This window comes from Salinimicrobium maris (assembly GCF_049680855.1).
Classification (GTDB): domain Bacteria; phylum Bacteroidota; class Bacteroidia; order Flavobacteriales; family Flavobacteriaceae; genus Salinimicrobium.
Genome location: NZ_JBMPGS010000006.1, coordinates 88012 through 113189 on the forward strand (window position 1 = coordinate 88012; position 25178 = coordinate 113189).

The following is a 25178-nucleotide window of genomic DNA, read 5'->3' on the forward strand; positions in this document are numbered from 1 at the left end:
CGAATAGAGTGAGAATACGTCTTACAGATAAATGATTGAGAAATATAGCATTGCTTCATTATGTTGATATATTTAAGGGTCCTAAAAGAGAGCTTTTATTTTGCGATAAATGCTCTTAAAAACAATAAATTAAGAACCATTTTGTCACTTCTTGGGGTGACTATTGGTATCTTTTCTATTATCGCTGTTCTTGCAGCGGTAGATTCTCTGGAAAAGGAAATTAAAGGCAGTTTAAGTGCTTTAGACAATAGCACGATGATCATTATGCGTTTTTCTTTTGGTCCCTCAGAAATTCCGCAGTGGAAAAGAGAACAGTTTCCCGATGTTTCCTATGAAGAATATGAATATTTAAGCAGGAATATGCCAGATATGGAAGCGGCATCTTTTTCTCTCAATGTTCCTTCAGAATCTATTACCTATGAGGGGCGTACTGCAAGTAATGTTGGAATTGCAGCGGTGAGCCATGAATACTACAACATCGAAGCCTTGCAACTGGAAGAAGGCAGGTTTTATAACGAAGCTGAAGCGGTAAGCGGTGCGCCGGTGATCGTTCTGGGTTATGACGTTGCCGATAATCTTTTTGAAGGAAGGGATCCTTTGGGAAAGAAAGTAAGATTGTACGGGCGCAAATTTAATGTCATTGGTGTGCTTGAAAAACAGGGCGGCAGCATGTTTGGAGGTAGTCATGATACAAATATTTTCCTGCCGGTAAATGTGGTACGACGCATTTACGGCAGTAATAATCGTTCTTCCTTTCCTCAAATTATTGTAAAACCTGAGGAAGATGTAGACAACGCAGAATTTATGGCGATGTTAACACAGCAACTTCGGAATTTTAGAGGATTGAAGCCCGGTGATATAAATAATTTCTTCGTCAACCAGCTCCAGGGATTTGCAGACTTTATTGATAATATCACTGGACAGCTGAATTTTATTGGCTTGATCATTAGTGGTTTTTCCCTGTTGGTTGGAGGCTTCGGGATTGCAAATATTATGTTTGTAAGTGTAAAAGAGCGAACAAACCTCATCGGGATCCAGAAATCATTAGGAGCCAAAAACAAATTCATCCTGTTCCAATTCCTGTTTGAAGCCATTATCCTGGCGATCATCGGCGGACTCATTGGATTGTTTATGGTGTGGATAATTGCGACGGTGGTTTCCCAGTTTACGGGAGATTTCCAGTTTGTATTGTCGCCCTGGAATATGTTCATTGGGACAGCGGTTTCGGCAGTGATAGGTTTAATCTCTGGGATTATTCCTGCCATTTCCGCCTCAAAATTAGATCCTGTAGAAGCCATTAGAACGGGAATGTAAATCTTCCGAAGAAATTTTTTTTGGAGAAACAAGCATTTTAGAAATTTAAGTTATTCATCAAGAAATAAGGATCACGTTATGGAAAAGATCATTTTTTGCGGCTTTCTTTTCGTCGCCTTCAGCTTAACAGCTCAGGAATTTGATAAAGCAAAGCTCGACAGCCTTTTTTCTGCCATTGGGGAGAATCAAAAAGGAATGGGAAGTGTTTCCATTTTTAGTAAAGGAGAAGAAGTTTATCAGAATTCCATTGGTTTTAGTGATCTCGAGAATAATCTAAGGAATGAGAGCAGCACGAAATTCAGGATAGGTTCTATTTCTAAAACCTTTACAGCTACCATCATTATGCAACTCGTGGAGGAAGAAAAACTACGGCTTAACACGAAACTTTCAGAATTCTACCCAAATGTTCCAAATGCAGCAGAAATCACTATCGAGGATCTTTTGAGGCATCAAAGCGGTTTGTATAATTTCACCAGTTCGCCTGAATATCTGGAGTATTTGGAGGAACCCAAAACAAAGGAACAGCTGCTGGAGATCTTTACGGAAAATGGAACCGCCTTTAGTCCGCGGGAGAAAAATGAATATTCAAACACCAATTATGTGCTGCTGAGTTTTATTGCGGAAGATGTCGAAAATGACATTTTTGACAACATTTTACAGAACCGCATCGTACAACCGCTGGGATTAAAAAATACCTATTATGGCGGAAAAATAAATTCTGAAAACCAAGAGGCGTTTTCCTATACCAAAAAAGGAGAATGGATCCCGGCAACTGAGACAGATCTTAGCATTCCGAAGGGTGCAGGAGGAATTGTCTCAACTCCGTATGATCTAAACATCTTCTTTACCGCCCTTTTCAACGGGAAAGTAATAGAGCCTGAAACGCTCGAGCAAATGAAGACGCTCAACAACGGCTACGGGATGGGCTTGTTCTCCTATCCTTACGATGAAAAAACTCTTTATGGCCATACCGGCGGCATCGATGGCTTTTCCTCCATGGCCGTTTATGAGCGAGATAGCGATCTTGCCGTGACTTATATCTCAAATGCGGGAGAATTCCCTACTAACGATATCGTTCTGGGCGTATTGAGCATTTACTACGGAAAAGAATATGCTGTTCCCGCTTTTGAACCTAAAATGGAAATTCCTGAGGAAGAATTGCAAAAATACACAGGAACCTATAGCGCTGAAGGTTTTCCGCTTAAGTTGGAGGTTTTTGTGGAAGATGGAGTGTTAATGGGCCGGGGAACCGGGCAACAATCTTTTCCTATGGAGGCGTATGAACAGGATAAATTCCAGTTTATTCCCGCCGGACTTAAATTGCATTTTTCCCCTGAAGAAGAGCAGTTAACAATACTCCAGGGAGGCGGGACCCATGTGCTTAAGAAAGAATAAGATGGCGAATTAAAAATTAAAAATAAATCCTTTGAAAAATGACATTTTCCAGAGGATTTATTTTGGTTTGTTCAGCTTTCCAAATGGTATTTTCTAAAGAATTTCAGCTACTTTTTGGTTTACAAATTCCAGGAACAGCTCATCTTCCAAAGTAAAGGGATCTGGTGTGTGGGAATCAATATCAATTTGACCAATATTTTCGCCGTATTTAAAGAGCGGTACTACTATTTCGGCTTTAACATCAATGCTGCACGCAATATAATTGTCCTGCGCTTTTACATCTGGCACCACGAAATTTTTGTTTGATACCGCTACCTGTCCGCAAATACCTCTTCCGAAGGGAATAATGGTATGATCTGTAGGTTCTCCTGCAAAAGAGCGAAGTTTCAGCTCATTTTTGTCACCATTCTTAAAATAAAATCCAACCCAGTTATAATAGGGAATTTCAGTTCTTAGATTTTCGCAAACCTGCGTTAGACGATCGTCTACAGAAGCATTTTCCTGCTTAAGGATTTCTTCCACAAGCGGTTTTAAATTCTCAAATGACATATTTTCTAATTTTAGTACAAAAGTATTTAAAAATATCGCGATGGTTGGCTTCTTATTTTCAATACTTTTGCTTCAAATCATTATTTTCGTTTGCTTCAGCTCCTCAGGAAATATCGTACAGTACTCAAGTTCATCTTAATTTTTTTAGGAACCTATGTGATTTTGTCTTCAGTTTATAGCTGGTATCTTAGTTCATTCAGTTCCGAAATTTATTACCCGGATTATGTCACACACCTGGTGGCACGTCAAAGCCAGGCATTGATTTCCAGTATGGGGTATGATGTGGTTATCAATCCAGCAATGGGTTTCCCTTCAATGGATCTTAGAATTAACGGCCGCTTCGTTGCCAGGATCATAGAAGGGTGCAATTCCATTAGTATCATTATCCTCTTCATTTCTTTTATGCTGGCCTTCTTCGGAAAAGTAAAAAGCACGCTAATTTACCTTTTTTCAGGAGCTGTACTCATTTATGCGATTAACCTGGTTCGTATTGCCGTTCTTTCTGTAGGGATTTACGAAATTCCGCGATATGGGCATTTTTTTCACGAGGTGATCTTCCCCTTGATCATTTACGGTACCGTTTTCATTCTTTGGTTGCTTTGGATAAGGATCTATTCTAAACAAATGAGGCAATGAGAGTAGTGGCAAAATTTGGGATTGTAGCAGTGCTGGTACTTTTGCTGGTGCTGGTAAGATTGTTTGAAGAAGTACTATTTTATGATCCTTTCATGTATTTCTTTCAGGGCTGTATAAGCGAAAACCCGGAGCTTTTTCGGGGACACTGGTATGCAAATGTGGCGCTGAGGTTTGTTGCTAATACGCTTATTTCTTTGGCGGTGATTTATGTTGTCTTTGAAAAGAAATCATCTGTAAAATTTGCGGCTTTACTATACACGCTCCTTTTTATCGTGCTTTTCCCGTTGTTTATTTTCCTTATGGAACGGGTAGAAGAAAATGATTATCTGGCGGTTTTTTATGTACGAAGATTTCTGGTGCAGCCCATTTTACTGCTTTTGTTGCTTCCGGCATTTTATTATCAGCGCTTAAAAGACCGTCGCGGAAGTAAATAAATCTCATATTAGATTTTTTCTGTATTTTTGCACTTGATGAAAAAAGTTTTTCAGAAATCAGGGTCTCTTGTAATGGCATTTTTGGTGCTGTTCTCTACCATGTCCTTTACTGTGGAAAAACATTTCTGCGGTAGTTTCCTGGTAGATACCGCTATTTTTTCTGAAGCTGAAACCTGCGGAATGGAAATGCATACTTCTACTGAAGATGGCATCACCGAGGATAACTGCTGTAACGAGCAAAAAATTTCTGTAGAAGGGCAGAACGAGCTTAAACGAAGCTTTGATCAGCTGGATGTAGACCAGCAACTGTTCATTACAAGTTTTGCTTATAGCTTTGTCGATCTTTTCCAGGGGTTACCCGAACAGGTTATTCCTTTTAAACATTATACTCCGCCTTTGCTGGTGAGCGATATACAATTGCTTGACCAGACTTTCCTTATTTGATATTTAAGTTTTAGAAACTAAAGCCGAAATGCCCTTTTTGGAGCATTATGTGGCTATTGGCTTAGGCCAATCTTTTTTCTATTCACTTAATACTTATTGAAATGCTGAATAAAGGCATTAAATTTCTTATAGAAAACAAGCTGGTAGCAGTAATTTTCCTCGTCCTTTTCGTGGGCTGGGGAATTGTTACGGCACCCTTTAACTGGGACACCGGATTTTTACCTTCCAGTCCTGTTGCGGTAGACGCGATTCCTGATATTGGTGAAAACCAGCAGATCGTTTTCACTAACTGGCCGGGACGTTCTCCCCAGGACATCGAAGACCAGATCACCTACCCTCTCACTACTTCTTTGCTTGGAATTCCCGGGGTGAAAACCATCCGAAGTTCGAGCATGTTTGGATTTTCCAGTATATATATCATTTTTGAGGAGGATGTGGAATTCTACTGGAGCCGCAGCCGAATTCTGGAAAAACTGAATTCTCTTCCACCAAACTTATTACCCGAAGGTGTGAATCCGGCGCTGGGTCCAGATGCCACTGGCTTGGGGCAAATCTTCTGGTATACGCTGGAAGGTCGTGACAGTGAAGGAAATGTCACAGGTGGCTGGGATCTTCATGAACTGCGCAGCATTCAGGATTATTATGTGAAATATGCCCTTTCGGGCGCCAGCGGAGTTTCAGAAGTGAGTTCTATAGGCGGTTATGTTCAGGAATATCAAATAGATGTAAATCCAGAACTCATGCGGCAGTATGACGTAAGCCTGCAGGAGGTGGTGACGGCCGTGAAGGAAAGCAACCGCGACATAGGTGCACAAACGCTCGAGATCAATCGCGCCGAATATTTAGTGCGAGGCCTGGGTTATGTGAAGTCTGTGGAAGATATAGAAAACGCAGTGGTTACTTCCGAAGATTTTACCTCCTTGCGAGTTAAAGATATTGCAAATGTTTCTCTGGGACCGGCCCAGAGACGTGGCATCCTGGACAAAGAAGGTGCTGAGGTCGTGGGCGGAGTCGTAGTTGCAAGATACGGGGCGAATCCCTTGGAGGTCATCAACAACGTAAAAGATCAAATAGAAGAAATCAGTGAAAGTTTACCTTCCAAACAGCTGTCAGATGGACGTACGTCTCAGGTAACAATTGTGCCATTTTACGACCGCACCGAACTTATAGAGGAAACACTGGGGACGCTCAACGAAGCCCTCAGCATGGAAATCCTTATTACTGTCCTGGTGATCATTGTGATGGTGTTTAACCTTAGAGCATCTGTACTTATTTCCGGTTTATTGCCGGTGGCGGTGCTTATGGTCTTTATTTCAATGAAAATGTTTGATGTGCCCGCGAACATAGTGGCGCTTTCGGGTATTGCAATTGCCATTGGTACCATGGTAGATGTAGGCGTTATTTTATCTGAAAATATTCTTAGACACCTGGATGAGCTAAGACTGGATGCGAATGGAAAGAAGTTGCCCATAAATACGGTAGTTTATAATGCTACTTCTGAAGTTTCGGGAGCTATCTTAACAGCTGTACTTACAACTATTATCAGCTTTATTCCCGTTTTTACAATGATTGGTGCTGAAGGAAAGCTATTCCGGCCGCTGGCTTTTACAAAAACAATGGCGCTGGTGGCTTCTCTGGTGGTCGCTTTGTTTCTTATCCCGCCCTTTGCCGCCACTTTTTTCAAGAAAAAAACTGCGAGTGCAAGTGTGGGTTATACCGTTAATGCAATTCTTATTCTCCTCGGACTAACAGCAGTAGTGTTTGGGTACTTTACGGGTGTTATTCTTCTGGCTTTTGGGGTGACGGGTATGCTGCTTCTTCAAAAACGTATAGCTCCAAAAAGGGCAAATTTGATCAATATTATTGTTTCTGCTTTTGCGATCGTGCTGCTTTTAGCGGAGTACTGGCGACCATTAGGATTTGACCGAAGCGTTTTAATGAACTTCCTGTTTGTAGGAATTATTGCCTTTGGATTACTGGGAGGTTTTGCCATTTTTCAAAAGTATTATACATCAATTCTCAAATGGGCGCTGCGGAATAAAATAGCATTCCTGTCGCTGCCAACAGCCATTGTTATCGCAGGTTTCTTAATTATGCGAAATACCGGAGAGGAATTTATGCCTTCCCTTAACGAAGGTTCTTTTCTCCTGATGCCTACCTCAATGCCGCACGCCGGAGTGGAGGAAAACAAACGGGTTTTACAGCAGCTTGATATGGCAGTTGCTGCAATCCCAGAAGTGCAAACAGTGGTAGGAAAAGCCGGTCGTGCAGAATCTGCGCTGGATCCCGCACCCCTTTCCATGTATGAAAATATCATTCAGTATAAATCTGAATACATGAAGAATGAAGCTGGCGAGCCACAGCGCTTCAGGATGAACGAAGACGGGTATTTTATTCTTGCCAATGGGAAGCTCCTGTTAAATCCAAATTCTGAAATAGATGAAACCAACATCTCAGCAGAAAACCTGGTTCAGAATCCGCTGAAGATAGATAGAGCGCAATTAACTCCCGATGAAGACGGGGAATATTTCAGGAACTGGCGCCCCAATATACAGTCTCCAGATGATATCTGGAATGAAATTGTGGAAGCGACAAGATTACCGGGAGTGACTTCGGCACCAAAACTTCAGCCTATCGAAACTCGCCTCGTGATGCTGCAAACCGGGATGCGCGCACCTATGGGAATAAAAGTGAGAGGTGGTGACCTTAAGCAAATAGAAGCTTTCGGACTAAAACTGGAAGAAATCCTCAAGGAAGTGGAAGGCGTAAAAGATGAGGCGGTTTTTGCTGACAGGATTGTCGGGAAACCATATCTGTTGATCGACATTAAAAGGGAGCGCCTTGCGAGATACGGAATTTCCATTGATGATGTACAGGGAGTGCTCGAAGTGGCTGTTGGAGGAATGGCGATCTCGCAAACCGTGGAAGGAAGGGAGCGTTATGCAATGAGAGTGCGATATCCAAGAGATCTTCGCGGAAGCCCTGAAGATATTAAAGATATTTATGTGCCTGTGGAAGGTGGTAACCCGGTGCCGCTGACCGAGCTGGTAGAAATTAGGTATGAGCAGGGGCCGCAGGTGATCAAGAGTGAAGATACTTTTCTTGTAGGTTATGTGCTCTTTGATAAAATGGATGGATACGCTGAAGTGAATGTTGTTGAGAATGCACAGGAACTTATTAAAGAAAAAATTGCTGCGGGCGAACTAACGGTACCTGCAGGGCTTAGCTATAAATTCACCGGAACTTATGAAAATCAATTACGGGCAGAAAAAACCTTGTCTGTAGTAGTGCCGCTTTCCTTGATCATTATATTCTTGATCCTTTATTTTCAGTTCAAATCGGTTTCAACTTCTTTAATGGTGTTTACCGGGATTGCCGTAGCCTTTGCAGGAGGTTTTATGCTTATTTGGCTGTATGGGGAAAGCTGGTTTTTAAACTTCAGTGTCTTTGGTGAAAACCTGCGGGATCTTTTCCAGATGCACCCCATAAACCTAAGCGTTGCCGTATGGGTAGGATTCATTGCCCTCTTCGGAATTGCAACCGATGATGGTGTGGTAATGGCTACTTATCTTACGCAGACCTACAACAATAATGTGACAAAAACCAAAGAGCAGGTGAGGGCAGCGGTAGTCGAAGCCGGGGAAAAAAGGATTCGCCCCTGTCTTATGACCACGGCAACGACCATCCTGGCACTTTTGCCAATATTAACTTCTACAGGACGTGGAAGTGACATTATAATCCCAATGGCCATCCCCAGTTTCGGCGGAATGCTGATCGCGCTCATTACGCTGTTTGTGGTTCCCGTCTTGTTTAGCTGGAGAAAAGAAGCGCAATTGGGAAAACAGGAACAAATTGAAGAATAAAAAAATGACAGAAGCTCCAAAAATGACAAAAAAAGACGGCTTTTTGGGAATGCAGAAATGCATCATCTTTGCTGCAATCTTGTGCTTTTCCGGATTTACAGGAATGAGTCAGCAGCTGGATTATTACCTGTTGGAAGCAGAAGAAAACAATCCCGAAATCCAGGCGCTGGGATTGCGCTATGACATTGCTACAGAAAAGATAAATGAAGCCGCTTCCCTGCCCGATACCGAATTTAGTGCCGGTTATTTTGTAAGTGAACCTGAAACCCGCACCGGGCCTCAAAAAGCACGTTTTTCGGTACGGCAAATGATTCCCTGGTTTAATACAATCACTGCGAGAGAAAATTATTCTAAATCGCTGGCAGATGCCGAATATGTGGAGATCGCCATGGCGAAAAGAAAGCTGAAATTATCGGTTGCGCAAACCTATTACCGGCTTTACGCTTTGCAAGCCAGGCAGGAGGTGGTTAGGGAAAATGTGGATCTGTTGGAAACCTATCACGAATTGGCGCTCAATTCTGTAGAAGTGGGTAGCGCTTCGGCAGTAGATGTGCTTCGGCTGCAAATGAGACAAAATGATCTCATGCAGCAGCTGCTGACTTTGGAGCAGGAATTTAAGGCTGAAAAAGTAAAGTTCAATAACCTTTTAAACCGTCCTGCAAACATGGAAATCGTGCTTGTGGATTCGCTTGCTATTCCGTCGCAAGAACTTTCAGAAGAGTTCAATGTGAATCAGGTGCATCCTGAGCTTCTTAAATTTGAGGAACTGTACCAATCGGTCACCGAAGCAGAACTTCTGAATCAAAAGGAAGCACTTCCTAAACTGGGTTTTGGAATTGATTATATTCCTGTTGCCGAGCGCAGTGATATGACGATGCTTGATAACGGAAAAGATATCCTGATGCCCATGCTATCGGTTTCCATTCCAATTTTTAATACGAAGTACAAATCGGTAACAAGGCAGAACGAATTGAGGCAAAAGGAAATAAATGCACAACGCACTAACCGGCAGGACAAATTGAGCACGCTCCTGGCCGAAGCAGTAAGTAGCCGCAGCGCTGTCAGGATCACTGCCGAGACATTTCTTCAAAATTTGGAGCAGGCAAAAGATGCCGAAGAAATCCTGCTGCGCAGCTACGAAACAGGAACGGTAGATTTTGATGACGTGCTTGATGTGCAGGAGCTTCAGCTGCAATTTCAGACGGGATTAATAGAAGCCGTGAAGAACTTTTACCAGGAATCGGCGGTGATAAATTACCTGACAAATTAGTTAGTAAAAAGCTGATGGTTTTTCGGCAAATGAATAAAAAAGAAGAAGATGAAAAAAGTATTAATATACATAGGGCTGCTGGCAGGAGGACTGTTACTTGGCTACTGGATTTTCAATGATTCGGAAGGAGCCGTTTCTAGGGCTGCTGAAATGACTTCGGAACATGATCACGAAGAAAAAACCATGTGGACCTGTTCCATGCACCCGCAAATCATGCAGCCGCGGCCGGGAGATTGCCCAATTTGCGGAATGGAACTCATTCCCGCAGCGGCAGCCGTGGATGGTTTGAGTGCCGGGGAATTCACCATGACCGAAAATGCCATTGCGCTGGCAAATATCCAAACCACTACGGTGGGTGGCGGCAATCAGGCCGGGGATAAGCTTAATCTTTCTGGCCAGATAGAAATTAATGAAGAAGATGTGGCCGTGCAGGTGGCGCACTTTGCAGGTCGAATAGAAGATCTAAATGTGAATTTTGCAGGGGAAGAAGTCAGACGAGGGCAGTTACTGGCTACCGTTTATTCTCCCGAACTTGTTGCCGCACAGCAGGAATTACTAACGGCCGCAAGATTAAAGGAGAATCAGCCGGGATTGTACAATGCGGTAAGAAATAAACTGAAATTATGGAAGCTGTCTGATAATCAAATCAAAACCATTGAAAGTTCGGGAGAAGTGATAGAGAATTTTCCTGTTTATGCTAATGTCAGCGGAACGGTAACCGAAAAACTTGTTCAGGAAGGAGATTACGTTTCTCAGGGACAACCACTTTTCAGAATAGCAAATCTGGGGAGTGTTTGGGCGGTCTTTAATGCTTATGAAAACCAGGTTAGCGGAGTAGAGGAAGGGCAGGAAATTTTGATCACCACGAATGCTTTTCCTAACATGGAGTTTGAGGCCAGAGTTTCTTTCGTAGATCCTGTTCTCAATACTTCTCGGCGTACGGTTGAGGTAAGAACCGAACTGGAGAATGAAAATGCCATTTTGAAGCCGGGAATGTTTGTCCGCGGGATATTAGAAGGTACAAGCGTGGCTGAAAATTCTGAAGAGGTAGTAGTTGTTCCCAAAAGTGCGGTTATGTGGACGGGGGAGCGTTCGCTCGTCTACGTCAAGACCAATGCCGAAACTCCCACTTTTGAAATGAGAGAAGTGAGACTTGGAAAACCTATGGGCAATAGTTTTGAAGTGGTAAACGGACTTTCTGCAGGAGAAGAAATTGTGGTAAACGGTACTTTTACGGTAGATGCGGCTGCTCAGCTGCAGGGGAAGCGATCTATGATGAACCAGGAATCTACGCAAGCTAAAAATCCAGTACCAATGAAAATGGAAATTCCGGCAGGTTTTCAGGAGGAATTCGAAGCGATTCTTTCTTCTTATTTTGAGCTGAAGGATGCCTTTGTTCGTTCTGAAGCAGGTGCTGCACGAGAAAAGGCTTCAGAAATGCTTGAGAAAATAAGCAATATTTCTCTTAGCGGACTTGGAGAATTGGAAGGCCAACACGTAAACCGAATTACTAAAATGCTGGAGGCGATCGTTCAAAATGACATTTTAGAGAATCAGCGGGAACATTTTAGAGTGCTTTCAGAAAATATGATCACCTTAGTTTCCAGTATGGATGTGCTGGAAACCAATATCTTTGTAATGAACTGCCCTATGGCAAACACAAACAAAGGAGCAGATTGGCTGAGCCTGTCACGGGAGATAAGAAATCCCTATTTTGGAGAGGCCATGGTCACCTGTGGCGAGATTATTAGAGAAATAAAATAATTATTAATAATTAATTAAAGTTAATCAAGATCAACATGAGACATTCAAAATTGCTTATTTTAGGAGTAGCAGGTATTTTAAGTCTAAATTCCTGCGGAGAAAACAAGAAAGGAGAGGAAACTGTAATTCCAATGCAAAACGACAGCCGTAAGATGGGAGATGACCATGAAATGCATGCTGCGGAAGGTGAAAACCTGGACGACGGTGCACAGAGTGGCAATCCTCAATTTCCGGACGAAACGATAGCAAACGTGTATGAACATTATATGCACGTCAAGTCTGCCCTGGTGAACAGTAATTCTTCTGAAGCGGCCAATGGTGCCGAAATGCTGGTGGAGACTTTACAGAATTCCGAAGCAAATGATGAGGTGCTGAATGCTGCTCAGCAAATAGCACAGGCCGACGAGTTAAATGCACAAAGAACCGCATTTTCAGATCTCTCAGCGGGAGTTGAGGAAATGATCGCTGGCCAACTGGAATCTGGTGAGATCTATAAGCAGTATTGCCCTATGGCGTTTGAAGGACAGGGCGGTTACTGGCTTTCTTCTTCCGAGGAGATTCGTAATCCTTATTATGGAGACAAAATGTTGAAATGCGGAAGTGTAAGAGAAACTATTCAATAATTATAAATTAGATTTCCCGGGGCTGGGCTCCGGGAAATTTTGTTTGACGAAGCTGAATTATGGAAAAGAATGTTCTTCAAATCAAAAACATGGTCTGTGATAGATGTAAGATAACAGTTACAGAAATTATGGGTCGCCTGGAAATTCCGTGGGAGAGGATCGCACTTGGAGAAGCGGTTCTGGGAAGGCAGCTGGACGAAGAAGAGCTTCAGGATCTAAAGAATGAATTCAGCAAAGTCGGTTTTGTAGTCATTGATGACAGGAACCTTCAGTTGGTCAACAAAATAAAGTCTCTCATTATAGAAGAGGTGTATGAGTCGGATCTCGATCAGGAAAAAAATATTTCTGAAGTCCTGGCGGAAAAATTGCTTCACGATTATAGCTTTTTAAGCAGCTTGTTCAAAAAAGCTGAAGGAATAAGTGTAGAAAAATTCCGCAGTGATTTAAAAATTGAGCGCGCCAAGGAGTTGCTGGAGTATGGGGAATTGAACATAAATGAGATAGCAACAAAAATTGGCTACAAAAGTGTAAGTTATTTTTGTTCTAAATTTAAAAAGGAAACAGGCTTCACACCATTAGCTTATCAAAAGAAGCAGGTGAAAAGCCGGGTGGGAATAAATACGCTTTAAACAAAATTTCAATATTTTTATCTGTAATAAAGAAATTCGTTCTTCTAATTATGTGGTAATTTCATACTGAATTAACTAAAAAAAGAATTTATTATGAAAAATCAGGAATTAATAAGGAAGTTTTACGATTGTGCAGCAGCATGTTCTCATTGTGCAGATGCCTGCCTTGACGAAGATGATGTAAAAAAGATGGTGCCGTGTATTAGGCTCGACAAGGTTTGTGCTTCCACATGTATTGCAACTGCGCAAGCTTTGGCTGTAGACATTGCTAAAGACGATATTAGAGGACTTGTAGAATTTTGTAAGGAAATTTGCCGCAAGTGTGGGGATGAGTGTAGCCAGCATGATAACCAGCACTGTCAGGACTGCGCGAAAGCTTGTAAAGAGTGTGTGGAAGCATGTGATAAATTTTTGGCATAATAGATATTCAAATGGAAACAATTGAAAACCCGGCTGGTCTGGGTTTTCTTTTTTTTCATTCTAATCCTGAACAATGACTGACTATAAAAAGAACAGCTTATCCCTTACGAGTGCCATAGCAATGGGAACGGGGGTGATGATAGGAGCGGCAGTGTTCGCATTAATGGGGCAGGTAGCCGAACTGGCAGGAGAGTATTTCGTGCTCTCCTTCATCCTGGGAGGAGTGATTTCCGGTTTTAGCGCTTACTCTTACATTAAAATGGCACATGCCTATCCTTCGGCCGGGGGAATCGCCATGTTCCTTCAAAAAGCCTATGGGAAAGGAACAATTACTGCTTTTGCTGCCTTACTCATGGCTTTCTCGATGGTCCTGAATGAAAGTCTTGTGGCGCGCACTTTCGGTACTTACACGCTTCAGCTTTTTGACGTGGGGGAAAATTCTTTTTGGGTACCCGTATTGGGAGTAGGACTGCTCGTAGCTGCTTTTGTTGTAAATATTCTCGGGAACGAAGTGATAGGAAGAACCGCAATGGCCACGGCAGCAATTAAAATCATAGGAATTCTCATCTTTGCCGGGGGTGCAATTTATGCTGCCGATTTCCAGATGGGTTCGGCTTTACCTTCTGCTGCTCCCGAGAATGACTTTACAAAATACCTGGCTTCACTGGCCTTGTCCATTCTTGCGTACAAAGGCTTTACAACTATCACCAACAGCGGGGGTGAAATTGAAAAACCGCATAAAAATGTGGGTCGGGCAATTATTTTTTCTCTGCTCATTTGTGGGGTTGTGTATTTTTTGACTGCCGTGGGAGTTGGTGCCAACCTTTCCATTCCCGAAATTATTGAAGCTAAAGATTATTCCTTAGCCGAAGCTGCCAGCCCGCTTTTTGGAAACTTCGGACTTTGGTTTACGGTAGGTATCGCAATTATTGCCACTATTTCCGGGGTGATCTTCAGTATTTTTGCAGTATCCAGGATGACGGCCATGCTTACCAATATGAAATTAATTCCGCATTCGCATTTTAAGATGCCGGGAAATGTGCAGCAGCACATGCTGGTTTATATCGTGGTACTTTCCATCCTGCTTACCGTTCTTTTTGACCTTTCCGGGATCGCAGCGATGGGTGCTATATTTTATCTTATTATGGATATGATCATTCATGTGGGCGTTTTACGGCATATGAAGGAAAAAGTAGATGCGAATCCTGTAATTGTCATTTCGGCTATTGTTTTGGATGCTGTGGTACTGGCAGGTTTTGTATGGGTGAAAATTCAAATGAACCTCACTATTATTCTCGTTTCCGCAGGGCTTATCATTGTCACCTTCTTTGGTGAAAAATTATTTCTGAAGAATACGAAGGAAGAGCGGCAGGAAGAAGATACAGAAGATAAATAGGATGAATAAACCTGAGATGAGGTGAAACTGTATGTGAAGAACATGGTTTGTAATCGCTGTATTACTGCGGTAAGAACTGCGATTGAAGAACAAGGCCTGCATCAAACTTCTGTGGAACTGGGAGAAGTGGAGATCGCCGAAGAAATCAATGACGAACAAAGGCAGGAGTTAAATGCCATTTTTGAAGCACTGGGATTTGAACTTATTAATGATAAAAAAAGCCGGTGGATTCAAAAGATAAAAACCATTATTGTTGAACTGATCTACTACGACGAAGTATATCCAAAAATGACCTTTTCCGAGTACATTTCGGGGAAATTAAATCATGATTATTCCTATCTCAGCAAGTTGTTTTCAGAAGTGCAGGGTATTACAATAGAGCAATATTTCATAGCGCAAAAGATTGAGCGCGTCAAGGAATTGCTGGTGTACGACGAGTATTCGTTAAGTGAAATCGCTCATCAACTCAATTACAGCAGTGTTTCCCACCTTAGCAGGCAGTTTAAAAAAGTGACCGGGCTTTCGCCTACACATTTTAAGCAGTTAAAGGAAAAGAAGAGAAAACCCCTGGATGAAGTCTGAATCCTGCCAAAAGCTTCCATAATTATGCAACAGTGCTGCTGTTCTTTTTTTGAAATTTGTCGATAAAAGTTGAAGTAATGAAACATAGCTATAAAATTTCAGGAATGACATGTAGCGGCTGCCGCAGCCATGTTGAAAAGACGCTGCAGGAAGTTGAAGGCGTTTCAAATGTGAATGTAAATCTTGATAAAGCCGAGGCCGAAATTGAAATGCAGCGGCATATCCCCTGGGATGTTCTGGAAACTGCGCTGCAGAAGGGAGGCGGCAATTATCACATTCTTGCTCCGGGTACTTCCGAAGAAAAGTCAGCTGAAAAAGGTTCCAAAAATGACATTTCTGAAGCAACTTCTGAAATTAATTCAGAAGAAGCTGAATTCATGATGCACAAATATAAGATCACCGGAATGACTTGTAACGGCTGCCGCAGCCATGTGGAAAATACACTGCAGCAGGTGGACGGGGTGAAAAATGTTTCGGTAGCTCTTGAAAGTGGTGAGGCCAAAATTGAGATGGAGCGGCACATACCGGTAGATGTTTTTGAAACGGCCTTACAACAGGACGGCGGCAACTATCATATTTCCATGCCCCGGGCAGCTCATGGAACCGATGAATTGATGAGCCATAAATACGAGGTCACCGGCATGACCTGCAATGGCTGCCGGGCACATGTGGAGGAAAGCCTTCAAAAAGTGAACGGAGTGAAAGACGTGCGGGTGGATCTGGAAAAGGCCGAAGCGGTCATTGAAATGCACCGGCATATTCCTTTAGAGACTTTCCAGAAGGTGTTGGAGATAGACGGGGGAACGTATGGAATTTATCTGCCGGGACAGGCAAAAGAAGCCCCCAGCAAGTCAAAACAGTCAAAAGGCAGGGGAACAGGAACTTTTTACTGCCCAATGCACTGCGAAGGTGATAAAGCCTATGATAAAGCAGGTGATTGCCCGGTTTGCGGAATGGACCTCGTGGAGGAAGTAAATTTAAAGGCCGAAAAACCTCAATACACCTGCCCAATGCACTCTGAGGTGGTTGAAGACGAGCCGGGAAGCTGCCCAATTTGCGGAATGGATCTGGTGCGAATAGAACCCGATCTTTCCTCGGAACAGAAAACATATAAGCAGCTGCTCAAAAAGTTCAAAATAGCCGTCGCATTTACGCTGCCCATATTTATCATTGCCATGTCTGAAATGATCTCCAAAAATCCCCTTTTTGAGATCATGGAGTTAAGAGCCTGGAATTGGGTGCAGCTGGGGCTTTCTCTTCCGGTAGTGTTTTATGCCACCTGGATGTTCTTTGAAAGAGCCTGGAAATCTATAGTTTCCTGGAATCTGAACATGTTTACTTTAATTGGGATAGGAGCCGGAGTGGCCTGGCTTTTCAGTGTCTTCGGAATGCTTTTCCCAGATCTTTTTCCAGAGCAGTTTAAAAGCCCTGCAGGGACAGTATATGTTTATTTCGAAGCCGCCACAGTGATACTTACGCTGGTATTGCTTGGGCAGTTGCTGGAAGCAAGAGCCCACAGCCGCACAAATTCTGCAATTAAAGAGTTGCTGAAACTCGCCCCCAACAAAGCCATTCGAGTAGTAAATGGAAAAGAGGAGGAGATTGATGCAGATATGATCCAGGTGGGTGATATTTTGCGGGTGAAGCCCGGGGATAAGATTCCGGTAGATGGAAGTATTGAACAGGGGCAGACCAACATTGATGAATCCATGATTACGGGCGAGCCGGTGCCGGTAGAGAAAACTGAAGGAGATGTGGTCACCTCAGGAACTATCAATGGCAACCGCAGCTTTACCATGAAGGCCGAAAAAGTAGGCGACGAGACTTTGCTGGCGCAAATAATTAAAATGGTAAATGATGCCAGCCGTTCGCAGGCGCCCATTCAGAAGTTAGCTGATAAAATTTCGGGGTATTTTGTGCCGGTGGTGGTAATTATTTCGATTATCACTTTTATCGTGTGGGCTTTTCTTGTGCCTGAAGGCGCATTTCCTGAAGACGCATCCAGCTGGAGTTATGCGCTCATCAATGCCATTGCAGTTTTGATCATCGCCTGTCCCTGTGCTCTTGGACTCGCTACTCCTATGTCTGTCATGGTAGGCGTGGGAAAAGGTGCTCAAAATGGCGTTTTAATTAAGAATGCGCAGGCGCTAGAACAAATGAACAAGATCGATACGCTTATTGTCGATAAAACAGGAACCATTACGGAAGGAAAGCCTTCTGTGGACAAAGTAGTGGCTACAGGTGAATTTTCAGAAGAGGAAATTCTAAAAAATGTGGCTTCGGTTAATGCGCAGAGCGAGCATCCGCTGGCAGAAGCTACAGTGAATTATGCGCGTTCCAAAAATGTCATTTTTGAGGAGGCTTCCGGTTTTAATTCTGTTACAGGAAAAGGAGTGACGGGAATTTCTGCAGAAAGAGAAGTGTCTATAGGCAATGAAAAGCTTATGGAAGAAATAGACGCCCAAATCGCTTCGGAACTTCAAAGGAGGGTAAAGCAAGAGCAGGAGCAGGGAAAAACGGTGTCTTATGTGGCGATTGATAAAAAAGTAGCCGGATATATTACAATTACAGATCCAGTAAAGAAAACGAGTCGACAGGCTATCAAGAAATTAGTAGATGATGGGATGGAGGTAGTAATGCTTACCGGTGACAATGAAACAACTGCCAAGGCAGTAGCTGCAGACCTGGGGCTTTCAGGATTTAAGGCGGGAATGCTTCCGCAGGACAAAATGGAAGAGGTAGAGAGACTTCAGGAGCAAGGTAAGAAGGTTGCCATGGCCGGTGACGGGATCAACGATGCACCTGCGCTTGCAAAATCTAATGTTGGTATCGCCATGGGAACGGGAACAGACGTGGCTATAGAAAGTGCAGAAATCACGCTTGTAAAAGGAGATTTATGGGGCGTTGTAAAAGCAAGGAACCTGAGCAAAAAGGTAATGACAAATATAAAACAGAACCTGTTTTTTGCATTGGTTTACAATACGCTGGGAGTTCCCATTGCCGCCGGAGTGCTTTATCCTTTCTTCGGAATCCTGCTGTCTCCAATGATCGCGGCTCTTGCCATGAGCTTTAGCTCGGTATCTGTGATCGTGAATGCCCTCAGACTAAGATCTGCAAAAATTGAATAAAAAAAATCCGGAGTGTTTCACTCCGGATTTTGATCTTGATCTTGATTTAATATTTGGTTTCTACCAGCCTGCGGTATAAGGACTATAGACGTTGTATTCATTTTCGTCTATCATGTTGTCGTCATTGGTGTCCCAGTCTACATACAATCCGGTGTTCTATTCATCTTCGGTCACTGCGCTATTGGCATCGGCGTCATAGGTGGTGTATACATCTGTTGCACCAAAACCCTGATACCATTCATCACTGTTTAATACACCATCAGTATCTGCGTCCCAGGTGCCAAAATCATCTTCATTTACATAACTACTGTACATTCCGGTATAACCTGCATTCCATTCTTCCTCACTTATGGCATCATCATCATCTACGTCTGTATTACCAAATGTGGTGTTAAAGAATTCCTCATCGTTTAGAGAGCCGTCTGCATCGGTGTCCCATCCTACAAAGTCATTTGCATAGGTATTGGCAAATTCATCTGCGTCTAACGAACCGTCTGCATTGGTATCAAAGTCGCTGAAGCTTCCGGCGTTACCCGGCTCCATCATTACAGTAATGGTTATTGTTGCCAGACCTCCGTTTTCGTTCATCACGGGCTCGTCTTCGATATCCCATTCTCCAGAGACACCGTCATCATCTTCGGCATAAAGTTTTAAAGTGATTTCATCTCCGTCATCATCGCCCTCAAGATTTGCATCTTCGTTGAGCATAAGGCTAATGTTTGTTTCGGTTCCTTCTTCGATCATAACAGGGTCTGTGATAAAGTTATCACTGTTTCCTTCGTTGGCGTGTACCGCTACAAGCCAGCTGTCCTGGCCTACAGTAACACTTTGTACTACAATTGTGTTTCCGGAGATCGTTTGATCTTCAGCAGTGATAAATCCTGTCTCATCATCCTCATCAATTAAGCCGTCATCATCATCACCACAGCTGTTTAAGCTGAAAGCAAGAAATAGCATTCCCAGAAATAAGGGATAGTTCCTAATGTTTTTAAATACTTCTTTCATAATGCAATTTTTTAGTTCTTAATCGTAGCGAATGTGCTGAAAAAAATTGCACCGGTCAATTTTTTAATAGGAAGAGCACTCAACTTTACCGCTAGTTTAACGCCAATGTTAATCGTATCAGAAAAATTCATGAAAACCTGTAGATTTTCCTAAAAAATCTGAAAATGAAATGTTGTAAAATTCTGTATTTGAGCAATGCACATAAAAAAACTGCCCGAAAATGTCATTTTTGGGCAGTTTAAAAATCAACTTTTTAAGCTACTTTCTAGCTATTGGGGTCAAGGATGAGGTTAACACGTGCCAGTGCATCCTGAAGATGATATCTGGTCATTGTATCACGGCTTCTTCCAATGGAATTTCGAAGATCTCTTTGTAATTTCTGCAGTTCTCCTCTTACAACTGGACGAATATCACTTTGCTCCACATCTACGTTTGTTCTGGTACTCCATGAACGGTATCTTGCAGGGAGTTGAGATTGTTCTTCGGTCATAAGATACTCCATACGGTTAATATATGCCCTTTGCAGGTTTCGGCGATACGTATCGATCTCGTTTCCTCTTCTTAATTCACTCCAGATTCCGGTTCTAAGATCGGTCATCATATCAAGAAGTGAATAGGCTTCTCTTCCGTTGATCTGACGGTTTTCGATCAATCTTCCCATTCTTCCGAAGTCAAGAATATTGTTCAAGGTTCTTTCCTGAGTATTTCTGATTCGTTCCACATTTCCATCAAATTCGATCTTGTTGAAGATCTCCTGGTCAATAAGCCACTCGGGCGTTGAGAACAACTCATCCTGAAGGAAGTTCATTGCTTTCTTCTGTTTATCTGCAGTGACGTGTGAATATACAGCGCCTTCCTGGTCGTATGTTTTAGTCTCTTTAATCACACCGCCAATATTAGCAGTGACGTGGCCCAGGTAACGGTTGTATTGGCCAAGCACCTGCTCATACATGGTTTCAAGATCGTCATAATCTTTCCCTTTTTCGGCTGTCCATTCGATGAGGTTTGGAACTATTCTTTTAAGATTCTTTATTCCATACTGGCTAGCAAGTACAGCATCATCTCCAAGGTCTTCGGTTTGAGAAGTAGGGTCAATTACCCCGCTTTGTTGTGCACCAAATCTGTAAACAGGATCTCCTGCTTTTTCAAGAATCCACTCGTCAAGGATTTCCTTTTCTTCCTTACCTGTTTTGTCCAGGATAGGTTTATAACCCCATTGAATTGCATATTTATCATATGGCCCAATGTTTGGCATTAATGCCACATCTCCATCTTCAGGTTGTGCGATGTAGTTAAATCTTGCGTAGTCCATGATAGATGGCGCAGTACCATTTTTCGCTGTAAAGTCAGGATCTCTCAAAGATTCTACAGAGTAGGCTACACTGCTTCCCATGTTGTGAGGGAGTCCCAGGGTGTGCCCCACTTCGTGAGAAGAAACGAACCTGATTAGGCGCCCCATGATCTCGTCTTTAAATTCTACGCCGCGAGCATCTTCATTAATAGCCGCAGTTTGTACAAAGAACCAGTTTCTCAATAAAGTCATAACATTATGGTACCAGTTAATATCTGATTCCAAAATTTCTCCAGATCGCGGATCGCTCACGTGTGGGCCATTGGCGTTTGGAATTGGGGAAGCCAGGTAACGTACCACAGAATAACGTACATCTTCGGGGCTCCAGTCTGGATCTTCTTCAACTGTAGGAGCATCTTTGGCAATAATGGCATTTTTAAAACCTGCCGCCTCAAAAGCAACCTGCCAGTCTTCAATTCCTTCTTTGATATATGGAATCCATTTCTTAGGAGTAGCACGGTCTATATAATATACAATAGGCTCTTTTGGCTCTACCAGTACGCCCTGCTTGAACTTTTCAATGTCCTCTTCCTTCACTTCAAGTCTCCAGCGGTCAAGGTATCTTACAGTTTCGCTTTTTTGGGCATCAAGACCATAATCTGTTTGCCCTGTTGTAAACCAACCTACACGCTCGTCAAAATACCTTCTTTCCATAGGTACCTTTGGAAGAAGAATCATAGAGTTGCTCATCTTTACAGATACTGAAGCTGTACTTGAATTTGATGGCGGCTCTCCGGCGTTGTAAGTTTTTACGTGACGCACCTCTATGTTTCTTGGGTAACTTCTAATGGTATCGATATAAGACCTGCTGTCATCAAGCCGACTTATCTTATAGTTTTTTCTACTCCTCTCTGGGAAACCTAAGGCCTGAACATCTTTTTGAAATAAATCAGTTACCTTAATTACAGTGGAGTTGTTCAAAGAATCTTTGTGAAAAGCTTCAATGTCAAAAGAGAACAGAATGGGTTCAAAATTTGAATTTACCACTGCTTCATGAATAGGTAGAGAATCTGCAGCGTACACATCATGTGAAACGACGCGAAGAAGAACATCATTGTTCTTTTTTTCCCATCTTAGTACCTGTTCATTTTGTTTTCCGCCGCCAAAACCTATTCCTGAGGCAGTTTGTGCTATCCTGGTAACCATAAGCATTTCACGGTTGAAAAGGCTGTCGGGAATTTCGTAGTAGTAGTCTTCATCTACCTGGTGGACAGTAAATAAACCTTTGTCTGTCTTGGCCTCTTTGGTGATTACTTTGTTGTAATCTTTAATACCATTCTTGTCTTTAGAAGGTTTTTGACCGGAGTCGGCCGTTGTTTTTGATTTGTCTGACTGAAAAACAGCACAGCTCGATATTGAAAATGCCAGGAAAACAACACCCAGCCGATGCAATAAACGGTTGTTCATTAAGTAATAGTTTGAGTTAAAAAAAGCCCAATTTAAAAAAACAAATTTCACGTGCCTAATGTGAAGCTGTTAAATAAAAGGGAGTTGCATTTGCGCTTGTTTGACTACAGAGAATGCAAAAGGTTTAAAAAAGGGTTAAATTTTATTCATTTTCTCCAGTACAAAACCCTTATAATGAGATTCCTTACAAAGGATGGTGTCTTCTGCTGTTAAACTTTTAAGATCAAACTTTGATTCGTAATACTTTTCTAGAAAAGTACGAGACCAAAATCGCGGATGAAAGAGGAACAGCGGATTCCTCAAGAGCGGGTAGGGTATAAAATGGTAAGATTTTACTCCTTTAGAACGATAAAAATTCTTAACCTCCGCTTCAATTCCTAATTCCCTTCCAGCGATGCACACTGCTCTACGTTGACATTTTGAACCAATGAAGTGCTGGGCAAGATGTGGAGAGAAACCGTGCAGGAAAAATTGATCTTTAATCCGTTTGTAATTTTGGTATCGAGACCAACTGTCCATTATGACCAGAAAGATATGTACAAAGGAGAACAAAAAGCAGTAAAACCAGAATATCACTTTGACCAGAGAGTTGCCATTGATTGCAGTTGAAAACATGTCCCAGTAAAACCAGGATTGGAACAGGAATATGCCAAGCGATAAATATAGCAGTTTTCCCACCCGTAGGTAGGAGATAAATGTGGATGGGTGATGAGGTAATGCTCCCGACATTTATCTAAGATAAAAATTTTTAAAGCTAAAAATGGGGCGGCATTAGTAAAATTGATTTATTCCTCTGCATATTGGAGCCTTGGGAAGCACTAATTTTATATGATTTTTGAATACTGGGGAAGTTATTTCTGCTGTAATTTTTATCGGAAGAAAATCTGAATAAAAGAAGAAAGTTTGCTGGGAATGGCGAATAAACTTTCACCAGCCAAATGTGTATTAAACGAAATTGGTTCTTACCTGCCGAAAAATAGGAGGTCTGTAAATGCTTTAATAGCAATTCGAGTTTTACTTCAAAACAAGTTTTTGCAGCAACAAGATCATTGGTAAATGTAAGAATACCACTTATCACAGTTTTGTTCTGGGATAAATTAAGAAGAGGTTGTTTTAAAAGTCTTTTTTACGTCAACCTGAAATAAATTCAGAACGACGATTTTACTGCTTTTAAAACAACCTCTAATCTATAGTCTCAAAAATGGTATTTTAGAACCACTTTTCCACTTCCTCCAGCTGCAAGGCAGCAATGGGTAATTTGTTCTTCTTGCGCAGACCGTTCAGTTTTTGGTGAACCTGGGTTGCTTTGTTTTCCCGAAGCTTAGAAACAGTAGGGAATTCATGCATTACGGTATCTACCCATTCCTGCGGAACCCCAATTTTAAGAAAATCTTCAGGTTTTGGAGTTGCTGCTTTCTTTTCAGGTTTCATTTGAGGAAAGAAAAGCACTTCCTGTATGGATTGTTTGTTGGTAAGGAACATGATCAAACGGTCCATTCCAATTCCAAGTCCAGATGTTGGAGGCATTCCATATTCCAGCGCTCTTAAAAAGTCATTGTCGATAAACATTGCCTCATCATCCCCTTTTTCAGAAAGTTTAAGCTGCTCTTCAAAACGCTCCCGCTGGTCGATAGGGTCATTTAATTCGGAATATGCGTTTGCGATCTCTTTTCCGCAGACCATCAGCTCAAAACGCTCGGTAAGCTCAGGATTGTCGCGGTGTTCTTTACAAAGCGGACTCATTTCTTTCGGATAATCTGTAATAAACGTCGGCTGAATAAAATTGCCTTCGCATTTCTCCCCAAAAATCTCATCAATGAGTTTTCCTTTCCCCATAGTGTCGTCTACCTCAATTCCCATTCCCTTGGCTGCTTCATACAATTCCTTTTCAGATTTTCCTGTAATGTCAAATCCTGTGAATTTCTTGATAGCATCGGTCATGGTCACGCGAGCATAAGGAGCTTTAAAATTCACGTTGTGCTTTCCAAAAGTTGCTTCTGTAGTGCCATTTACGGCGATTGCGCAATGCTCCAGAAGGTTTTCGGTAAATTCCATCATCCAGTTGTAATCCTTATAGGAAACATAGATTTCCATTGCTGTAAATTCTGGATTATGCGTCCGATCCATTCCTTCATTTCTGAAGTTTTTGGAGAACTCATACACGCCATCAAATCCGCCAACGATGAGCCTTTTTAAATACAGCTCGTTCGCAATTCTCAGGTACAATGGTATATCAAGCGCGTTGTGGTGCGTGATAAACGGTCTCGCAGCTGCACCACCGGGAATAGATTGTAAAATGGGAGTTTCCACCTCAAAATATCCTTTGTCATTGAAGAAATTTCGCATCGCATTGAAAAGCTTGGTGCGCTTTACAAATATTTCCTTCACTTTAGGGTTCACTACAAGATCGGCATAACGCTGTCTGTATCTGTGTTCAGGATCATTGAACTCATCATAAGTTCTTCCTTCTTTATCGGTTTTTGGAAGCGGTAGTGGTTTTAAAGATTTACTCAGGAGCGTGTAATCTTTTACCATTACGGTCATTTCACCCACTTTGGTTTTGAATAATTCTCCTTCAATACCAATAAAATCACCTATGTCGAGTAATTTTTTATAAACGTCGTTGTATTTGCTTTTGTCTTCGCCGGGGCAGATCTCATCCCGGTTAAAATATACCTGAATTTTCCCGCTTGAATCCTGGATCTCTGCAAAAGATGCTTTTCCCTGAATCCTTCTGGACATAAGCCTTCCGGCAATTACTACCTTTTTATCTTCTTCAAATTTGGACTTTATTTCTGAAGTAGTGTGATCTACCGGAAAAAGTGCCGCCGGATAGGGATCAATATTGAGATTTCTTAAGGATTTGAGTTTTTCTCTGCGAATAACTTCCTGTTCAGATAACGACATGATATTATTTTGATAATTGAACTTGCAAAGATACAGACAATACAGCAACCAATCAATTGTT

General features: G+C 42.2%; 19 protein-coding genes. 15 read left to right on the forward strand and 4 right to left on the reverse strand.

Annotated features, from left to right (window positions below; genetic code table 11):
• Window positions 1–60 precede the first annotated feature (60 nt).
• Window positions 61–1314: an ABC transporter permease gene (locus ACOV1Q_RS15145; protein ID WP_424495238.1), complete on the forward strand. Its 1254-nt coding sequence runs from the start codon at window positions 61–63 to the stop codon at window positions 1312–1314.
• Window positions 1315–1392: 78 nt separating this feature from the next.
• Window positions 1393–2709, forward strand: coding sequence for a serine hydrolase domain-containing protein (locus ACOV1Q_RS15150; protein WP_424495239.1), 1317 nt, complete (start codon window positions 1393–1395; stop codon window positions 2707–2709).
• A gap of 93 nt (window positions 2710–2802) precedes the next feature.
• On the opposite strand, the gene ACOV1Q_RS15155 is transcribed toward ACOV1Q_RS15150, so the two are convergent.
• Window positions 2803–3258, reverse strand: a complete 456-nt coding sequence (locus ACOV1Q_RS15155) for a GAF domain-containing protein (protein ID WP_424495240.1) — start codon at window positions 3256–3258, stop codon at window positions 2803–2805.
• Between the two features lie 90 nt (window positions 3259–3348).
• On the opposite strand from ACOV1Q_RS15155, the gene xrtF reads away from it, so the two are divergent.
• From xrtF to ACOV1Q_RS15215, 12 genes are all read left to right on the forward strand, one after another.
• Window positions 3349–3894: an exosortase family protein XrtF gene (xrtF, locus tag ACOV1Q_RS15160; protein ID WP_424495241.1), complete on the forward strand. Its 546-nt coding sequence runs from the start codon at window positions 3349–3351 to the stop codon at window positions 3892–3894.
• The gene (locus ACOV1Q_RS15165; RefSeq protein ID WP_424495242.1) at window positions 3891–4328 is read left to right on the forward strand and encodes an exosortase F system-associated membrane protein; all 438 of its coding nucleotides are present in this window, start codon (window positions 3891–3893) and stop codon (window positions 4326–4328) included. The genes xrtF and ACOV1Q_RS15165 overlap by 4 nt, the downstream gene beginning before the upstream one ends.
• A 36-nt stretch (window positions 4329–4364) precedes the next feature.
• Complete coding sequence (locus ACOV1Q_RS15170; RefSeq protein WP_424495243.1) at window positions 4365–4772, forward strand: HYC_CC_PP family protein; 408 nt, start codon at window positions 4365–4367, stop codon at window positions 4770–4772.
• A 101-nt stretch (window positions 4773–4873) separates the two neighbouring features.
• On the forward strand, window positions 4874–8635 hold the full coding sequence (locus ACOV1Q_RS15175) for an efflux RND transporter permease subunit (protein WP_424495244.1): 3762 nt from the start codon (window positions 4874–4876) through the stop codon (window positions 8633–8635).
• A gap of 49 nt (window positions 8636–8684) precedes the next feature.
• On the forward strand, window positions 8685–9905 hold the full coding sequence (locus ACOV1Q_RS15180; protein WP_424495269.1) for a TolC family protein: 1221 nt from the start codon (window positions 8685–8687) through the stop codon (window positions 9903–9905).
• A gap of 48 nt (window positions 9906–9953) precedes the next feature.
• On the forward strand, window positions 9954–11669 hold the full coding sequence (locus ACOV1Q_RS15185) for an efflux RND transporter periplasmic adaptor subunit (protein ID WP_424495245.1): 1716 nt from the start codon (window positions 9954–9956) through the stop codon (window positions 11667–11669).
• Between the two features lie 35 nt (window positions 11670–11704).
• On the forward strand, window positions 11705–12292 hold the full coding sequence (locus ACOV1Q_RS15190) for a DUF3347 domain-containing protein (protein ID WP_424495246.1): 588 nt from the start codon (window positions 11705–11707) through the stop codon (window positions 12290–12292).
• Window positions 12293–12351: 59 nt separating this feature from the next.
• A complete protein-coding gene (locus tag ACOV1Q_RS15195) occupies window positions 12352–12921 on the forward strand; it encodes a helix-turn-helix transcriptional regulator (RefSeq protein ID WP_424495247.1) in 570 nt (189 codons plus the stop codon).
• 93 nt (window positions 12922–13014) lie between these two features.
• Window positions 13015–13341: a four-helix bundle copper-binding protein gene (locus ACOV1Q_RS15200; protein WP_424495248.1), complete on the forward strand. Its 327-nt coding sequence runs from the start codon at window positions 13015–13017 to the stop codon at window positions 13339–13341.
• A 73-nt stretch (window positions 13342–13414) separates the two neighbouring features.
• Entirely contained in the window at window positions 13415–14737 is a 1323-nt protein-coding gene (locus ACOV1Q_RS15205; RefSeq protein WP_424495249.1) for an APC family permease, read from the forward strand.
• Between the two features lie 42 nt (window positions 14738–14779).
• Window positions 14780–15319, forward strand: a complete 540-nt coding sequence (locus tag ACOV1Q_RS15210) for a helix-turn-helix domain-containing protein (protein ID WP_424495270.1) — start codon at window positions 14780–14782, stop codon at window positions 15317–15319.
• A 77-nt stretch (window positions 15320–15396) separates the two neighbouring features.
• Window positions 15397–18447 (forward strand): heavy metal translocating P-type ATPase, encoded by a 3051-nt coding sequence (locus ACOV1Q_RS15215; protein WP_424495250.1) that lies wholly within the window; start codon window positions 15397–15399, stop codon window positions 18445–18447.
• A gap of 156 nt (window positions 18448–18603) precedes the next feature.
• Here ACOV1Q_RS15215 and ACOV1Q_RS15220 read toward each other — a convergent pair whose 3' ends face one another.
• Together ACOV1Q_RS15220 and ACOV1Q_RS15225 are read right to left on the reverse strand one after the other, a co-directional pair.
• The gene (locus tag ACOV1Q_RS15220) at window positions 18604–19452 is read right to left on the reverse strand and encodes a DUF7282 domain-containing protein (RefSeq protein ID WP_424495251.1); all 849 of its coding nucleotides are present in this window, start codon (window positions 19450–19452) and stop codon (window positions 18604–18606) included.
• A gap of 265 nt (window positions 19453–19717) precedes the next feature.
• Window positions 19718–22210, reverse strand: a complete 2493-nt coding sequence (locus ACOV1Q_RS15225; protein ID WP_424495252.1) for a zinc-dependent metalloprotease — start codon at window positions 22208–22210, stop codon at window positions 19718–19720.
• A gap of 444 nt (window positions 22211–22654) precedes the next feature.
• Between ACOV1Q_RS15225 and ACOV1Q_RS15230 the strand changes: the two genes are divergently transcribed.
• The gene (locus tag ACOV1Q_RS15230) at window positions 22655–22819 is read left to right on the forward strand and encodes a hypothetical protein (RefSeq protein WP_424495253.1); all 165 of its coding nucleotides are present in this window, start codon (window positions 22655–22657) and stop codon (window positions 22817–22819) included.
• Window positions 22820–23419: 600 nt separating this feature from the next.
• Here ACOV1Q_RS15230 and lysS read toward each other — a convergent pair.
• Window positions 23420–25117 (reverse strand): lysine--tRNA ligase, encoded by a 1698-nt coding sequence (gene lysS / locus ACOV1Q_RS15235; protein WP_424495254.1) that lies wholly within the window; start codon window positions 25115–25117, stop codon window positions 23420–23422.
• Window positions 25118–25178: the final 61 nt, after the last annotated feature.

Bases quoted from the DNA above. Each gene is read 5' to 3' on its own strand.
- lysS (WP_424495254.1), bottom strand. From the start codon at position 25,117: ATGTCGTTATCTGAACAGGAAGTTATTCGCAGAGAAAAACTCAAATCC.
- ACOV1Q_RS15175 (WP_424495244.1), top strand. From the start codon at position 4,874: ATGCTGAATAAAGGCATTAAATTTCTTATAGAAAACAAGCTGGTAGCA.
- ACOV1Q_RS15170 (WP_424495243.1), top strand. From the start codon at position 4,365: ATGAAAAAAGTTTTTCAGAAATCAGGGTCTCTTGTAATGGCATTTTTG.
- ACOV1Q_RS15230 (WP_424495253.1), top strand. From the start codon at position 22,655: ATGTGGAGAGAAACCGTGCAGGAAAAATTGATCTTTAATCCGTTTGTA.
- ACOV1Q_RS15200 (WP_424495248.1), top strand. From the start codon at position 13,015: ATGAAAAATCAGGAATTAATAAGGAAGTTTTACGATTGTGCAGCAGCA.
- ACOV1Q_RS15185 (WP_424495245.1), top strand. From the start codon at position 9,954: ATGAAAAAAGTATTAATATACATAGGGCTGCTGGCAGGAGGACTGTTA.
- ACOV1Q_RS15180 (WP_424495269.1), top strand. From the start codon at position 8,685: ATGCAGAAATGCATCATCTTTGCTGCAATCTTGTGCTTTTCCGGATTT.
- ACOV1Q_RS15220 (WP_424495251.1), bottom strand. From the start codon at position 19,452: ATGAAAGAAGTATTTAAAAACATTAGGAACTATCCCTTATTTCTGGGA.
- ACOV1Q_RS15215 (WP_424495250.1), top strand. From the start codon at position 15,397: ATGAAACATAGCTATAAAATTTCAGGAATGACATGTAGCGGCTGCCGC.
- ACOV1Q_RS15190 (WP_424495246.1), top strand. From the start codon at position 11,705: ATGAGACATTCAAAATTGCTTATTTTAGGAGTAGCAGGTATTTTAAGT.
- ACOV1Q_RS15150 (WP_424495239.1), top strand. From the start codon at position 1,393: ATGGAAAAGATCATTTTTTGCGGCTTTCTTTTCGTCGCCTTCAGCTTA.
- ACOV1Q_RS15165 (WP_424495242.1), top strand. From the start codon at position 3,891: ATGAGAGTAGTGGCAAAATTTGGGATTGTAGCAGTGCTGGTACTTTTG.
- ACOV1Q_RS15225 (WP_424495252.1), bottom strand. From the start codon at position 22,210: ATGAACAACCGTTTATTGCATCGGCTGGGTGTTGTTTTCCTGGCATTT.
- ACOV1Q_RS15145 (WP_424495238.1), top strand. From the start codon at position 61: ATGTTGATATATTTAAGGGTCCTAAAAGAGAGCTTTTATTTTGCGATA.
- ACOV1Q_RS15155 (WP_424495240.1), bottom strand. From the start codon at position 3,258: ATGTCATTTGAGAATTTAAAACCGCTTGTGGAAGAAATCCTTAAGCAG.
- ACOV1Q_RS15205 (WP_424495249.1), top strand. From the start codon at position 13,415: ATGACTGACTATAAAAAGAACAGCTTATCCCTTACGAGTGCCATAGCA.
- ACOV1Q_RS15195 (WP_424495247.1), top strand. From the start codon at position 12,352: ATGGAAAAGAATGTTCTTCAAATCAAAAACATGGTCTGTGATAGATGT.
- ACOV1Q_RS15210 (WP_424495270.1), top strand. From the start codon at position 14,780: ATGGTTTGTAATCGCTGTATTACTGCGGTAAGAACTGCGATTGAAGAA.